At 71.4% G+C, this 15,348-nt stretch carries 12 protein-coding genes and 1 riboswitch; of the genes, 2 read left to right on the forward strand and 10 right to left on the reverse strand.

The window, feature by feature from the left end:
• Both P4R38_RS13235 and P4R38_RS13240 read left to right on the forward strand, forming a co-directional pair.
• Positions 1-369: hypothetical protein (locus P4R38_RS13235; protein ID WP_277192542.1), on the forward strand; the 369-nt coding region annotated here is incomplete at its 5' end.
• Positions 370-425: 56 nt separating this feature from the next.
• Positions 426-2,087, forward strand: coding sequence for a DNA polymerase (locus P4R38_RS13240; RefSeq protein ID WP_277192543.1), 1,662 nt, complete (start codon positions 426-428; stop codon positions 2,085-2,087).
• A 135-nt stretch (positions 2,088-2,222) separates the two neighbouring features.
• Here the strand turns inward: P4R38_RS13240 and P4R38_RS13245 are convergent, their stop codons facing one another.
• The 10 genes from P4R38_RS13245 to P4R38_RS13290 form a co-directional block, all read right to left on the reverse strand.
• Positions 2,223-3,176, reverse strand: a complete 954-nt coding sequence (locus tag P4R38_RS13245) for a PAC2 family protein (protein WP_277192544.1) — start codon at positions 3,174-3,176, stop codon at positions 2,223-2,225.
• Between the two features lie 79 nt (positions 3,177-3,255).
• Positions 3,256-3,681: an HIT family protein gene (locus tag P4R38_RS13250; protein WP_275238667.1), complete on the reverse strand. Its 426-nt coding sequence runs from the start codon at positions 3,679-3,681 to the stop codon at positions 3,256-3,258.
• An 81-nt stretch (positions 3,682-3,762) separates the two neighbouring features.
• Entirely contained in the window at positions 3,763-7,629 is a 3,867-nt protein-coding gene (gene hrpA / locus P4R38_RS13255; RefSeq protein ID WP_277192545.1) for an ATP-dependent RNA helicase HrpA, read from the reverse strand.
• 16 nt (positions 7,630-7,645) lie between these two features.
• The gene (locus P4R38_RS13260; RefSeq protein WP_275238670.1) at positions 7,646-8,848 is read right to left on the reverse strand and encodes a DUF4185 domain-containing protein; all 1,203 of its coding nucleotides are present in this window, start codon (positions 8,846-8,848) and stop codon (positions 7,646-7,648) included.
• A gap of 31 nt (positions 8,849-8,879) precedes the next feature.
• Positions 8,880-9,740 carry a serine protein kinase RIO gene (locus P4R38_RS13265; RefSeq protein WP_275238671.1) on the reverse strand — a complete coding sequence of 287 codons (861 nt, stop codon included), beginning with the start codon at positions 9,738-9,740 and terminating at the stop codon, positions 8,880-8,882.
• A gap of 148 nt (positions 9,741-9,888) precedes the next feature.
• Positions 9,889-10,506, reverse strand: coding sequence for an antibiotic biosynthesis monooxygenase (locus P4R38_RS13270; RefSeq protein ID WP_277192546.1), 618 nt, complete (start codon positions 10,504-10,506; stop codon positions 9,889-9,891).
• Between the two features lie 78 nt (positions 10,507-10,584).
• Complete coding sequence (locus P4R38_RS13275; protein WP_277192547.1) at positions 10,585-11,904, reverse strand: bifunctional o-acetylhomoserine/o-acetylserine sulfhydrylase; 1,320 nt, start codon at positions 11,902-11,904, stop codon at positions 10,585-10,587.
• Positions 11,905-11,969: 65 nt separating this feature from the next.
• Positions 11,970-12,084: riboswitch (SAM riboswitch) on the reverse strand.
• Between the two features lie 64 nt (positions 12,085-12,148).
• Positions 12,149-13,423: a DUF445 domain-containing protein gene (locus P4R38_RS13280; RefSeq protein WP_346770758.1), complete on the reverse strand. Its 1,275-nt coding sequence runs from the start codon at positions 13,421-13,423 to the stop codon at positions 12,149-12,151.
• Between the two features lie 29 nt (positions 13,424-13,452).
• A complete protein-coding gene (locus P4R38_RS13285) occupies positions 13,453-14,172 on the reverse strand; it encodes a hypothetical protein (protein ID WP_277192548.1) in 720 nt (239 codons plus the stop codon).
• A 626-nt stretch (positions 14,173-14,798) separates the two neighbouring features.
• On the reverse strand, positions 14,799-15,332 hold the full coding sequence (locus tag P4R38_RS13290; protein WP_275238675.1) for a hypothetical protein: 534 nt from the start codon (positions 15,330-15,332) through the stop codon (positions 14,799-14,801).
• Positions 15,333-15,348 lie beyond the last annotated feature (16 nt).

Consider the following 15,348-nt stretch of genomic DNA (forward strand, 5'->3'; position numbering starts at 1 on the left):
TACGGCCAGCAGGGCTACGGCGACCAGTCCCAGTACGGCCAGGGCGGCTACGGCCAGCAGGGCGGCTACAACCAGGGCCAGGCCGGTTACGGCCAGCAGGGCTACGGCGACCAGTCCCAGTACGGCCAGGGCTACGGCGACCAGCAGAACGCTCAGGGCCAGGGCCACGCCGACCAGCCCACGCAGGGCGTCCGCGGTGACCAGGACCACGAGGCTCCCACCCAGGCGGTGCGACCCGTCGACGGCGACAGCGTGCACGAGCAGCCGACCACCGCGACCCCGGTGCAGGACGAGCGCCAGCAGGGTCAGCAGAACCAGCAGGGTGGATCGTCCTGGCAGCGCGACGACCAGGGCAAGGGCAACAGCTGAACCGACCCGACCACGTCGACACCCCGCACCGGCCGCCGGTGCGGGGTTCGTCGTCCGTGCAGCCGGTGCGGCGCGCGCTGGTCGTCGACAGCTCCGGCCGGCACGCCGTCGTCGTCGAGAGCGACGCGTCGGACCCGGTCGCGAGCGGGCCGATCGGCGAGGTCGTCGAGCGGGTCGCGGCGTACGAGGCGCAGGGCCCGAGCCGATGGGTCTGGTGGAACCGGTCCGCTGCCGCCCCGGCGGTCGAGGCGCGAGTCGTGCTGCGCCGGTGCTGGGACCTGCAGGAGGTGCACCGGCTGCTCGTCGGCGGCTGGTCGGCCGACCCGGACGAGGTCTGGGCCGTCTCGCACGGGCTGGCCCCGGGCGACCGGCCGTCGGGGCCGACGGGCGACCTGTTCGACAGCACGGACGCCGACGAGCCGCTCGTCCGCGACGACGGCTATCTCGGTGCGCGCGCCCTCGACCCGGCCTGGCCGGCCGGACCGGAGGAGTGCGCGGCCTGGGGCGTCCTCGCGCTGCGGGTGGCTCGGCGGCAGGAGGAGCTGCTGAGGGCACGGTCGGGTCGTGCCCTCAGCACCGCGTACAGCGAGTCCGGCGCCGGTCTGCTGTGCCTGGAGCTGGCCCGCGACGGGCTCCCGATCGACCGCGCGCGGATGTCCGAGCTGATCACCCTGGCCGCCGGGCCACGGCCCGAGACCGACGCGCACGCCGCCGCCATCCGCCGCGAGCGCGACCAGCTCGTCCTGCAGCACGTCCCCGGCCGCGAGCGGACGGATCTGCGCAACCCGGCGCAGGTGCTGCAGCTCCTGCACGCCGTCGGGGTCCGGGTCGACGACACCCGCTCCTGGCGGCTGGACCCGTACCGAGGGATGCACCCGGTCGTCGAGGCGCTGCTGGCCTGGCGGAAGTCCGAGCGGATCGCGACGACCTACGGATGGACCTGGCTGGACCGGTTCGTCGGCGAGGACGACCGGCTACGCGGCGAGTGGACGGTCTGCGACGGTGGCGCCGGACGGATGACGGCGGGCGCGGGGCTGCACAGCCTGCCCGCTCCCCTGCGCCCGGGTGTCGCCGCCGGCGCCGGGCACGTGCTGATCCGGGCCGATCTCGGTCAGGTGGAGCCGCGGGTGCTGGCCGTGGTGTCCGGGGACCGCGCGTTCGCGGCCGCCACCGCGGCGGACGACCTGTACGCCGACGTCGCGGCGCGGCTGCGTATCGACCGTCCCGTCGCGAAGATCGCGGTGCTGGCGGCGATGTACGGGCAGACGTCCGGCGCGGCCGGCGAGGCGCTCACCGGGCTGGAGCGTGCTTACCCGACCGCCATGGCCTACCTCGGGCGCGCGGCGGAGACCGGTGAACGCGGCGAGGCGGTGACCACGTACGGCGGTCGGCGGGTGCCGGTCGACGAGGGCGGCGATCCGGCGCGTCGCCGGGCCGTCGGCCGGTTCACCCGCAACGCGGTCGTCCAGGGTGCGGCTGCCGAGCTCTTCAAGGCCTGGGCCCTGACGGTCCGGGCCGGCATCGTCCCGATCGGCGGGCAGATCGTCCTGTGCCTGCACGACGAGCTGGTACTCCACGTACCGCACGAGCACGCGGACGAGGGCGTCCGTGTCGTCCACGGCGCGCTGGAGTCGGCCGCCCATCACTGGTCGGGCGGCGCGCCGGTGCGGTTCGTCGCGGACGTCAGTGTGGTGCATCGGTGGTCCGAGGCGAAGTAGCCGAGCGACCCCTCCGGATGATGCGCTCGACCGCCGGCAGGACCCAGGAGTCGATGCCGAGGAAGCCGTCGAGCTCGACGGCGTACGCGGCCAGGCGGGTCGGACCCGCTGAAGTGCACCGGGCGACCGTAGCGGTCAGCGCAGGAAGTCGGGCCCGGCGTCCTCGTCGGAGGTGTCCGAGCCGTCGGAGGTCTCCTCGCGCAGGAACGCCTCCAGCTGCTCGCCGATCTCGTCGGCGGAGGGCAGCTCGGCCATCTCGGTCGCGAGCAGGCTCTTGCGCTCCCGCCCATCGTGATAGGCGTCGTACTGCTCCTCGAGGCCGGAGACGACCTGCCCGACCTCCTCGTTGTCGGCGATCTGCCGCTGGATGTCGACGCGGTTCAGGCCCGCCGTCGCGGCGAGACCGTCCACCGGGATCGCCAGGCCGGTCAGGGCGTGGATCGACTCCAGGGCGGCCACCGCGGCGTCGCCGAACTCCATCTGCGCGAGGTAGTGCGGGACGTGGAGGGCGAACCCGACCGCATCGGTACCCGACTCCCCCAGCCGCAGGTGCAGCAGCTGCTCCAGACTGGCCGGGATCCGGATCGCCCCGAACGCCGGGACGTTCTCGGTGATCAGGCTACGGTCGGTGGCGTACCGGGTCATCCCGACCGGCCGGGTGTGCGGGACACCCATCGGGATGCCGTGCGCGCTGATGACCAGCCGCACACCCAGCATCCGGACCATGCTGCGCACCGCCTCGATGGTGCGCTCCCACTGGTAGTCCGGCTCGGGGCCGTAGAGCACGTAGAAGGGGGTGCCCTCCTCGTCGACGACCCGGTGCAGCAGCAGCGACGGGTCCTCGTACGAGGCGATGTGGTCGCGGTCGAAGGTCATCAGGGGACGCCGGCCGCGGTAGTCCAGCAGCTGGTCGAGGTCGAAGGAGGCGACGACCTCGTTGTCGAGGGTCTCCAGGATGTGGTCGGTGAGCAGCTTCTGGGCCTGACCGGCGTCGAGCAGCCCACCGAAGGACACGATCATCGTGGAGGCACGCAGGTCCTCCTGGCGGGCGTCGGTCTCGAACTGGTACAGCAACGACGGGTCTTGCACGATCTCTCCTGAGCGTGGCGGTCTGTCTCGTGGCTCCAACGCCCGACGGGCCGTCCCGATTCCCGACCGAACGGGTCGATCAGCCCGGGACCACCGAGCTGTGACCCAGGCCACGGAGCCCGTCCCGCACCCGCTGCGCGTTGTCGGCGAGCACCTTCTGGTCCTCGCCGTGCGTGACTCGGGACAGGTCGAAGTCGGCCATGCTCCACGTCGGCCACACGTGAACGTGCAGGTGAGGTACCTCGAAACCCATCACCATCAGACCGGCGCGCGGGGCGTCCCAGGCCTGCCGCTGGGCCAGACCGACCTGCTTGGCGACTCCCACCAGGTGAGCGACCAGCTCCTCGTCCGCGTCCAGCCACTGGTCGACCTCGGTACGCGGCACCACGATCGTGTGGCCGTCGGTCAACGGGTCGATGACGAGGAAGGCCACGCACACCTCGTCCTGCCAGACGAAGTGGCCGGGGATCTCACCGTCGATGATCTTGCTGAACAGGGTCGCCATGGTGCTCGACCCTACTGATCGCACCGGACGATCGACCTCACACCTCGTGCACGGGAGAGCGCGGGACTTGAGGGATGGTCCTCAGACGGCGTCCATCGCCTTGTAGACGCGCTTCTCCGACACCGGGTAGGCGGTCCCGAGACGCTGGGCGAACAGGCTCACCCGCAGCTCCTCGACCATCCAGCGCAGCTCGACGACGGCGGGCTCGCTGCGCCGGGCCGCCGGCAGCTCGGCCAGCAGGTCCTCGCGCTCCTGCTCCACGCGACGGACGACCTCGGCCCGCTCCTGGTCGCGCGCCATGTCGGCGGGCGCCTTGTCCAGACGCTCCAGCGCCGCACGCAGGTAGCGGTCCAGGTCGCGCAGCCGGGCCAGGCCCGTCCCGGCGACGAACCCCGGGTACACCAGGTGGTCGAGCTGGGCGCGGACGTCCTCGCGCAGCGACGCGACGGACGCCGGCGTCATCCGGCCCAGCGCCAGGTCGAGCTCCCGGTAGTGGTTCAGCACCGGTACCAGCAGGTCGACGACCTCGATGACCCGCGGGACGACGAGCTGCTTCACCGAGCGCAGGGACTCCTCGAACCCGGCGGGCGTACGGGGCGCTCCCCCGGGCTGGTCGGCCACCACCGCGTCGAGCGCACAGGCCAGCGCGTCGTCGAGCATCGCCTGCAGGTCGCCGTGCGGGTTGCTGCCGAGCGCGAGCCGCTGGGCGTTGGTCAGCAGGCCGAGGATGCGCTTCCACGGGACGTCGGTGTTGAGCAGCAGCAGCCGGCGCACGCCCAGGCGCGTCGCCTCGTCGCTCTCGGCGCGGCTCGGCAGGACCTCCACCGCAACGGTGTCGCCGTGGTCGACGACCGCCGGGAAGCCCTGGATCGTCTGCCGGCCCTGCTTGGTCTCGAACGTCTCCGGCAGGTCGCCGAAGGCCCACTGCCGCAGCCCCTCGCGCTCCACGGACGCGGCCGCCCGGGCCATCGTGGACCGGACCTGGCCCGCCAGCTGCTCCTTCAGGACCGACAGGTCCTTGCCCTCGCCGAGCGGCCGGCGCCGGCGGTCCTCGATCCGGAACGTCATCCGCAGGTGGTCCGGCACCCGCGACCAGTCCCACTCCTGCGGCGGGAGCCGGACGCCCGTACGGCGGGTCAGGGCGCCGGCGAGCTCGTCGGTGATGGCGCCGTCGGCCGGGTCGGTCTGCGCGAGGGCCGCCCTCGCATGGTCGGGCGCCGGGACGAAGCTGCGCCGCGTCGCCTTGGGCAACGACTTGATGAGGGCGACGGCGAGCTCCTCGCGCATGCCCGGCACCAGCCAGTCGAAGCCGGTGTCCTCGATCTGGTTGAGCTGCTCGACCGGGATGTGCACGGTGACGCCGTCGGCATCCTCGCCGGGCTCGAACTGGTAGGTCAGTCGCAGCCGCAGGTCGCCCTGCCGCCACGACTTGGGGAACTGGGACTCGTCGACGGCCTCCGCGTCGTCGCTGACCAGCAGCTCCTCGCTGTAGGTCAGCAGGTCCGGGGTCTGCCGGGACGCCGTCTTCCACCACGTGTCGAAGTGCGTCGCCGACACCACCGACTCGGGGATGCGCTCGTCGTAGAACTGCACGAGTGTCTCGTCGTCCACCAGCAGGTCACGGCGTCGGGCCCGCGCCTCCAGGTCCGACAGGCGCCGCAGCAGCGCCTGGTTGTCGGCGAAGAACCGGTGCCGGGTCTCCCAGTCGCCCTCGACGAGGGCGTGCCGGATGAACAGCTCCCGCGAGACGTGCGGGTCGACGCGCCCGTACGGCACCTTGCGCCCGGCGACGAGCGGCACGCCGTACAACGTGACCCGCTCGAGCGCCATCGCGCTGCCCTGCTTGCGCTCCCAGTGCGGCTCGGCGTACGAGCGTTTCACCAGGTGACCGGCCGCCCGCTCGACCCACGCCGGGTCGGTCCGCGCGTTGACCCGCGCCCACAACCGGGTGGTCTCGACCAGCTCGGCGGCCATGACCCAGTCGGGCTGGCGCCGGAACAGCGTCGAGCCCGGCTGGATCGAGAACCGGGCGTTCCGGGCCCCGAGGTAGTCGCGCCGGTCTCGGTCGCGCAGCCCGATGTGGGACAGCAGACCGGTGAGCAGCGCCTGGTGGACCGTGTCGGGCGACGCCTCGTTGTCGTTCAGGGTCAGGTGCTGCTGCTTGCACGCCTGCCGCAGCTGGGTGTGCAGGTCCTGCCACTCGCGGATCCGCAGGTAGTGCAGGTACTCGCGCTTGCACATGCGGCGGAACGCGCTGCCGCTCAGCTCCTTCTGCTGCTCCTTCAGGTACCGCCACAGGTTCAGGTAGGAGATGAAGTCGCTGTGCTCGTCCTTGAACCGCGCGTGCGCCTGGTCGGCCTGAGCCTGCGACTCGGCCGGGCGCTCGCGGACGTCCTGGATCGAGAGACCGGCGACGATGACCAGGACCTCGCGCAGTGAGCCGTTCTCCGCTGCCGCGACCAGCATCCTGGCCATCCGCGGGTCGACCGGCAGCGCCGCGAGGGTCCGTCCGTACGCCGTCAGCCGCTTGCGCGGATCCACCGCCTCCGGGTCCAGGGCGCCGAGCTCCTCGAGCAGTCGTACGCCGTCGGTCACCTGGCGGGCGTCCGGCGGGTCGACGAACGGGAACCGGGCGACGTCACCCAGCCCGAGCGAGGTCATCTGCAGGATCACCGATGCGAGCGAGGTCCTCAGGATCTCCGGGTCGGTGAACTCCGGACGCGCCTGGAAGTCCTCCTCGGAGTACAGCCGGATGCAGATGCCCTCGGCGACGCGCCCGCACCGACCGGACCGCTGCTGGGCCGACGCCTGGGAGACCGGCTCGATCGGCAGCCGCTGCACCTTGGTCCGCTGGCTGTACCGCGAGATGCGGGCGGTTCCGGTGTCGACGACGTACCGGATGCCCGGCACGGTGAGCGATGTCTCGGCGACGTTGGTGGCGAGGACGACCCGCCGTCCGCTGTGCCGGCTGAACACCCGGTGCTGCTCGGCCGCCGACAGCCGCGCGTATAGCGGCAGGATCTCGGTCTGCAGCAGTTCCAGGCCCCGGAGCGCGTCGGCCGCGTCGCGGATCTCCCGCTCGCCCGAGCAGAAGACCAGGACGTCCTGGGCGCGACCGTCCCGCGGCGTCTCGGTCCACAGCTCCTCGACCGCCTCGACGATGCCGGTGACCTGATCGACGTCGACCTCGACCTCGCCGTCCGTGCGCACCAGCGGGCGGTAGCGCAGCTCGACGGGGTAGGTGCGCCCGGACACCTCGATGATCGGCGCCGGGACCCCGTCACGGGCGAAGTGCTGCGCGAACTTCTCCGGGTCGATCGTCGCCGAGGTGATGATCACCTTCAGGTCCGGGCGGCGCGGCAGCAGCTGCTTGAGGTAGCCGAGGATGAAGTCGATGTTGAGCGAGCGCTCGTGGGCCTCGTCGATGATCAGGGTGTCGTACCGCCGCAGGTCGCGGTCCCGCTGCATCTCCGACAGCAGGATGCCGTCGGTCATCACCTTGACCAGGGTGTCCCGGTTGGCGTGGTCGGTGAACCGCACCTGGTAGCCGACCTGCTCCCCCAGCTCGACGTCCAGCTCCTCGGCGATGCGCTCGGCCACCGAGCGTGCGGCGATCCGCCGGGGCTGGGTGTGCCCGATGGTGCCGGCGAGCCCGCGGCCGAGCTCGAGGCAGATCTTGGGCAGCTGGGTGGTCTTGCCCGAGCCGGTCTCGCCGGCGACGACGACCACCTGGTGGTCGCGGATCGCGGCGGCGATCTCCTCGCGCGCGGCCGACACGGGCAGCGCCTGCGGGTAGGCGATCGAGGGCACGAGCGCGCGCCGGCGCTCGATGCGAGCGGTGCGCTGCTCCTCCGACTCGTGGGGGCGACGGGCACGGGGCCGACGTCCGCGCGAGGGCGCGCTGTCGGGCCCGCGACGTCGTCGCGCGGGAGAGGCTGGGTGGGTCATGGCTGAGCTCAGTCTGTCAGGGCTTCGGGACCTCGACGAATACTGGTCGTCCGCGACGCGGCTGCGCCAGCAGATTTTCGAACGACGTGGGGTTGCGCGACATCGTCACCAGCAGCCGACCGTTGCGCAGCGGCAGCTCCGGGTGGGCCAGCGGCTGGTAGCTCACGAATCCCGAGCCGTCGTCGTAGGGGTACGGGGTCTGCGAGGCCAGGCTCCACGGGCCGGCCGGTGTGGGAGCGGTCCAGACGCCGATCGCGTCACCGAACTCACCACCCCGCTTGGACACGAGGACGAAGTGGTTGCCGTCCCGGTGCACCGAGAACGCCTGCGACACACCGGGATTCGCCGGGAGCACCGGCCGCGCCCACCCCGCGTCCTCCTGCCACCGCCGCCCGTCGTAGAACTGCCACGCCATGAACCGGGACGCCTGCGCGAGCCGGACCCGAGCCACCAGCACCGACTTCGACGTCGCTCCGCGCCCTTGCTGACTCCCGTAGACGTACAGCCAGCCACCGTCGATGAGCTGGCCCGCACCCCAGTTGACGACGGTCTCGTCGTGGGTGTCCGGCGTCAGCGAGGTCACGTCCCGGATCACCGGCTGACCACCGGAGGCGACCGTGATGCGGATCAGCGAGGCACCCAGGTAGCTGAAGTCCAGCAGGCCGGCGGGCTTGCGCTGGACCCGCGAGCAGATCACGAACGCCTCGTCGCCGCCGATCACGGCCCGCGACGCCACGGACGTCGGCCAGCACGCCTCGCCGTCCTCCGGGACACCGAGCAGCGCCGTGTCCCGCCCCGCGCCGACCTGGGTGAAGCACGTCCCCGAGCTCACCAGCAGGGAGTTGGCCACGAGCCCGGGCCGTGAGCCGGCGGCGCGCAACGTGTCGCCGAAGACCCACAGCACCCGGCCGTCGGTGAGCGGCGCCGTCGCGCCGACGTCGGCCGCCCGCCAGTCGGGCAGGTCCAGCTGCGTCATCGTGGCGTTCAGCTGGGCCGTGTCGTACGTCCGGCCGGGCTTCGGCGGCGCGCAGATCGGCGGGAGCCGGGGCACGGTCGAGCCGTCGCCGCCCGGCGGGACCGAGGCGTCAGCGGTGCCTCCCGACCGGGACGCACCGCTGACCTCCACCTGCAGGCCGGGCTCGGGCTCGGCGCATCCCGCGAGCAGCAGGGCGCCGAGCGCGGCGGCCAGCACCGCACGACGGGTCCGCGACCGAGGCATGCGCTCAGGCTAACGAGCGCGCCGGCCCGGCTCAGAAGGCGTACGCGAGGAGATCGGCGAACAACGACTCCTCGTCCACCTCGTGCCCCTTGGCGCTGAACCATCGCGCGATGTTGCGACAGTCCCGGTGCAGGAAGTCCATCCCCTGCGGGTTGCCGACGACGTCCACGGCCTGCGGCAGGTCGATCACGACGAGTCGCTCACCCGCCGCCAGCACGTTGTACGCCGACAGGTCGCCGTGCGCGAACCCGGCTCGGACCAGTCCGATCATGGCCTCGCGCAGCTGCTCGAACCAGGTGCTGAGCAGGGCGGGGGTGGATCGGGCCTGGGCGAGCCGAGGCGCGCCCGTACCGTCCGGACCGGTCACGAACTCCATCAGGATCTCCGTCCCGTCCACCTGCACGGGGTAGGGCACCGGGATGCCCTGCGACCAGAAGCGGTTGAGCGCTTCCCACTCCGCCCACGCCCACTGACCGGCCGCGACGGCCCGGCCGTACTCCGTGCCCTTGGCCAGAGCCCGGGCGTCCCGGCTCCGGCGCGTGCGGCGGCCCTCCGTGTAGGAGGCGCTGCGGTGGAACGTGCGGTGGTCCTCGCCGCGGTACCGCTTGGCGGCCATGACGCAGGTACGACTGGTGTCGTTGGTGGAGGTGCGCTCGAGCAGGAAGACGTCGGCCTCCTTGCCGGTCTTCAGGACGCCGAGCTCGGTGTCCAGCGCCGAGTCGTCGGTGACGACCCAGTCCGGCCGTGGCTCGGGACCACGGCACAGGCGTTCGATGCTGGACCAGGTGGACCATCGCTGACCCTCACCAGGGTCCTCGACGGCGGTGAAGTCGAAAGTGAAGAAGGGGTCGAGCGCGACCTCAGAATCGCGCTCCGGGCTGGCAGATGACACGGGTGCTCCGAACGAAGAGGTGGGACGGCTTGCAGGGCAGGCCGAGGACAGTCGTCGACATGTCACTTCTCCTCTCATCGGGGCGCCGTGCCGGCGCCGCAGGTGCGGGGTCAACTGTGCAGGGCCGGTACGGACCGCCGCAACGGGTTTATTCGGCGCGGGTCAGGACGCGCCAGCCCCAGGCGCGACCGGCGTGCAGCCACGGCGCCAGTGCTCGGGTCATCGCCGGCAGCAGCAGGTAGGTCATGACCGGCGTCAGCAGTGCGGTCAGGACCAGGACGCGCAGGGCGACCGGCCACGCCGCGATCAGATGACCGATGGTCACGGTCGCGAGCAGGTTCAGCGGGAAGAACGTCATCCAGATGACCAGCGCCTGCTTCCACCGGGGCGGAGCAGGCGGCGCCGCCGGTGAGAGCAGGGACGTCTCCGACGGCTCGTCGAACCAGCCCTCCACGCCCGTACGACGCTCGGCGCGAGTGTGCTCGACCAGACCCTCCGCGGAGCGGAGCCACCACGACCGCTCGGCGGAGACCTCCCACCGGTGCAGGCTCTGCTCGTCGGCGAACCGGTAGAGCATGTGCCACTCGTCCGACCGATCGGTCGGACGCACCCAGCCGGAGCCCAGGAAGCCGGGGAACCGCTCGGCCATCGCCGTACCGGCGCGCACCCAGGCGACCATGGCGGTCTCGTCCTGGGCGCGCACCCGTCGGGTGATCGACACGGTCACGCTCGGCACGGCGGTCGGCGGGATCTGGGTAGTGGTCATCCCCACCATGGTGACCCGGGCCGTCAGGTGCCCCTGACCAACCGGGGCGTGGCCTTGCTCACCCCCGCCTGCCCGGGTTCAGCCCTTCGCGGCGGTGAAGCCCTGCTCCAGGTCGGCGAGGATGTCGTCGATGTGCTCCAGGCCCACCGACAGGCGAACCAGACCCGGGGTCACACCCGCGGCCAGCCGGTCCTCGTCGCCGCCCTGGCTGTGCGTGGTCGACGCCGGGTGGATCACCAGCGAGCGGACGTCGCCGATGTTGGCGACGTGGGAGTGCAGCGACAGCGCCTGGACGAACCGCTGCCCCGCAGCCACGCCACCGCTGATCTCGAAGGCGAGCACGGCACCCGCGCCCTGCGGCACGTACTTCTGCGCCAGGTCGTAGTACTCGTTGTCCGGCAGGGACGCCCAGCGCACCGACTCGACCTGCTCGTGCGCCTGCAGGAACGCCGCCACCCGGTGGGCGTTCTGCAGATGACGCTCGACCCGCAGGCTGAGCGTCTCCAGGCCCTGGGCGATCAGGAACGCGTCGAAAGCCGAGGTCGCCGGTCCGAGGTCGCGCAGCAGCTGGACCCGCGCCTTGAGGATGTACGCGAGGTTGGCTCCCAGCTCGCTGTCGACGCCGAGGTCGCGGGCGTACACCAGACCCTGATAGCTCTCCTCGGGTGTGTTGAAGTTCGGGAAACGCGCGGGATCCTTGCCGTAGTCGAAGGTGCCGCCGTCCACGATGACGCCGGCGATCGTCGTCCCGTGGCCACCGAGGTACTTGGTCGCGGAGTGCACCACGACGTCCGCTCCGCGCTCCAGCGGGCGCAGCAGGTACGGCGTCGCGACGGTGTTGTCGACGACCAGCGGCACTCCGATCTCGTGCGCGACCGCGGCGACCGCCTCGATGTCCAGGATCTCGCTCTTGGGATTGGAGATCGTCTCCCCGAAGAACAGCTTGGTCCGCTCCTCCGCCGCTGCCCGCCACGACTCCGGGTCCCGTGCGTCGTCGACGAAGGTCACCCGGATGCCGAGCTTCGGCAGCGTGTACTTCAGCAGGTTGAAGGTCCCGCCGTACAGCGACGGGCTCGCGACGACGTGGTCGCCCGCCTCGGCGATGTTCAGGATCGCGATCGTCTCGGCGGCCTGCCCGGACGCGAGCAGGAGCGCGCCCACACCGCCCTCCAGGCTGGCGATCCGCTGCTCGACCACGTCCTGGGTCGGGTTCATCAGCCGCGAGTAGATGTTGCCGAACTCCTTGAGCCCGAACAGGTTCGCGGCGTGCTCGGCGTCCCGGAAGACGTACGACGTCGTCTGGTGGATCGGCAGCGCACGCGAACCGGTGGTCGGGTCGGGCGTCTGACCGGCGTGGATCTGGCGCGTCTCGAACGACCAGCTGGGCGTCTCGCTCATGGGTGCTCCTCACACGTCGCACCACCGGCAGGCACGCGATGGTGCTGCGGAAGCAGAGGGTCTGCTGCCCGCGCTTGCCGCGGGCTCGGTGCCGACGGCCGGGTCCTCACCCGGGGCACCCCACCGCGGTTGGAGGGTTGCCGCTCAGCCAGCCGGGGCTTGACGCTGAGACTCTTGACCTGCGGCGACGATAACGGCTCGATCCGCCGTCACGCATCACCGTTCCTTATGGTGAAACAAACCATCAGAGCAGCTGCGACACGGCATGGATCAGCAGGCCGACCAGGCCACCGACGAGCGTGCCGTTGATGCGGATGAACTGCAGGTCGCGACCGACCTGGAGCTCGATGCGGCGGGACGCCTCGCGGCCGTCCCAGCGCGCGACCGTCTGCGAGATGAGCGTGGAGATCTCTCGTCCGTACGCGCTCACGACGTAGCCGGCGACGTCGTGCAGCCGGCGGTCGACGGCCGACCGCAGCTGCTCGTCCCGGACCAGGCGCCGGCCGACGTCCTCGAGCAGGACGGCGAGCCGTCGGCGCAGCGGTCCCTCGGGGTCGGCGAGGGCCTCGACGACGGCGCGCTGGACCGAGCCCCACACGGACACGATGCCGGTGGAGACGCCGGGGTGGGTGAGGAACCGGCGCTTGAGCGCCTCGGCTCGCTCCTGGGTCTGCGGGTCGTGCTGCAGGTCGTGCGCCAGTCGCTTCAGCAGATCGTCCACCGCGTGCCGCGCCGGGTGCTGGGCGTTGTCGCGCACGTCGGCCAGCCAGCTCATCAGCTCGGCGTACAACCGGTCGATGACCGTGTCGTCCAGCCAGCGCGGCGACCACCAGGGCGCACGTGCTCCGATGATGGAGGCGATGGCGGCCTTGTTGTCACGGGCCCAGTCGTGGACCTGACGGATGCCGAGGTCGACCAGGCCGACGTGCGACCGGTCCTCCAGCACACCGTCCAGCAGGTGGCCGGCGAGCTCGCTGATCGGCTCCTCGGCCAGGCGTGGCAGCAGGAAGGAGTCCAGCAGGGTGCGGACCTCCTCGTCCTCGATCGAGGCGACCGCCCGGCCCAGTGCGGGCGCGGCCTCCTGGACGGCGCGGGCGGCGTGCTCCGGCTCGGAGAGCCAGCGCCCGACGCGCAGCGGGATCTGTGCCTGCTCGAGGCGCTCCTGCACGATCGCGGGGGTCAGGAAGTTCTCGGTGACGAACTCCTCGAGGCTCTCCCCCAGCGCGTCCTTCTTGCGCGGGATGAGCGCCGTGTGCGGGATGGGGAGCCCGAGCGGGTGCCGGAACAGCGCCGTCACGGCGAACCAGTCAGCGACGGCCCCGACCATGGCGGCCTCGGCCGCCGCGTTGACGTACGCCCAACCGCCGTGGCGGCCGTGGGTGAGGACGAACACGACCGCGGCGAGGACCAGCAGCGAGGTCGCGACGATCCGCATGCGACGCAGGCCGGCGCGACGCGCCGCATCGGCCGGCCCCATGAAGGGGCCGGCCGATGCCGTGCTGGTGGACGGGCTGCTCACTCAGCTCCTCGAGATCGTGGTCCGACCGATCAGGAAGCGGTCCAGGCCAGCTCCGCCTTGCCGCGAGACTCAGAGGCGAAGACCACGTTGTACTTGGTGTAGTCGGCGCCGGCGGGGGCCGCGAAGACCAGCAGACCACTGAGGCTGTCGCCGGCCTTCACAGTCGTGACATCGAGCTGCTGCGTCTTGGCAACCACCGTGCCGCTGACGTCCGGGTCGCACGGGTTCCCTTCTGGATCGAGAAGAGAGAAGTTGAGGTAAGACACCACGGCCGACCCTGCAGTCGCCTTGATGAGCGTCGGGAACTTCAGCACGACCATCCCATCACCGGGAAAGTAGTCGTCCGTGCTGGTCGAGTCGATCGTGGGCTTGCCCACGATGACCTCCACCGAATCGTCCTTGCTGAATCCGATGCCTGAGGCAGCCTGCTTCGTGCCGATGGGCTTGGCCGGCGAGTCGCCGCGACGGTTGCTACTCAAAGTCGAGTTGCACTCGACACCAGAGGCCGGTCCCGACGAGTTCGGGGAGGGAGTGCTGGACGTAGGAGCGGGTGCGGGCGCCTGGCTGCTAGGGGCCTCGCTGCTCGGAGCGGCGGTCGGCGCGGGCGCCGACGACGTCGCGGCAGGAGCCTGGCTGGTCGGTGCCGCCGGCGGGGCCGCCGTCGGCGCCTCGTCCTGGCAGCCGGCAAGAGCAAGCGCTGCGAAAGCGGCCGGGATGACGGCAAGACGCAGACGACGGGTGGCGATCATGTTCTCCTCCAGTGATGTGTGGCAGCTCCCCGGCTGCCGCGGTCAGGCTAGCGCTACGACGTCAGTCGGCGTGGATAGGTTCCGACTCGGCGGCTCGGCCCGCCTGCAGAAGGACACGAGCGGCACTTTGAGCCGCCCGTATCCCTCTTGCGCACCGTTTCGTCTACCAGCAGATGCCCTTCCACCGACTGTAGATCGAGGCTGCGTAGGCACGCTTCGACTCAGCGAGCTTCAGCAGGCGAACACGCTCCGCCGAGGACGTGGCCCTGGCTGCCTGAGACTCATAGGATGCGGCTGCCTGGAGGGCCACCGCACGCTTCTTGGCCTCGTCGGCACAGTTCACCGAGACCGGCCCTGAGGCGTGAGCTGAAGGAGCCGCCAGAACTCCTCCGCCCACGAAGGCAGCGCCGATACCAACCATGGCTACCGCGGTGCGTAGTGATGACATAGGTCCCCCTAGATCGCATGTGTGCTCCGAGCCCGTTGCGCGAAGCAACCGGAAGGTACCACTCGCCACGTACGTGTATGCCGTGGGATCTCTCCCGGACTTCGCGAGGGAAGCGATCAAGGTCGCTGGCTCAGGTCGCGATGCTGTCGGCACCGATGCGCGCTCGCCGGACCGCAGGTCAGGTCCGGACCACCCAGATGTCGCCGCTCTCGCCGGGCCGGTCGGCCTTGACGAACTCGCGGGTGCCCTCGGAGACCCCGATCCCCTGCTTGCCCGCCGACTCGGCGATGGCGTCGGCCACCCGGTCCCACACCTGGGCGCCCTGGGGGAAGCCCATCTCCCAGGACATCTCCTCGACGCCGATCACCGTACGGTCCGCGCGCAGATGGGCCCGGACCCGTGGCCGCGACCCGTCGATCTCCACCACGACCGCCGCGGCCTCGGGCGAGACGGCCGTGACGCGGTCGTCGGCCCCGGCGACGTGCGCGATGAGCTCGCCCGCACGTACCGGGTCGGCGTGCAGGGTGAGGGTCCGGCCCATCATCGTCAGATGCTTGGCCGCGGGTCCGGCGGTCACCTTCCGTCCGAGGCCGCCCTCCAGCGCACGGTCACGGACCTGGTCGTGGGCCCGGCCGACCCGGCCCTTCACGAAGAACCAGACGACGGAGATGACGACGATCGCGACGAGCACGAGCCCGGCCTTGGCGAACACTCGAGGTCCTTTCCTG

The sequence above is a fragment of the Luteipulveratus flavus genome (assembly GCF_029439465.1).
In the GTDB taxonomy this organism is placed as follows: Bacteria; Actinomycetota; Actinomycetes; order Actinomycetales; family Dermatophilaceae; genus Luteipulveratus; species Luteipulveratus flavus.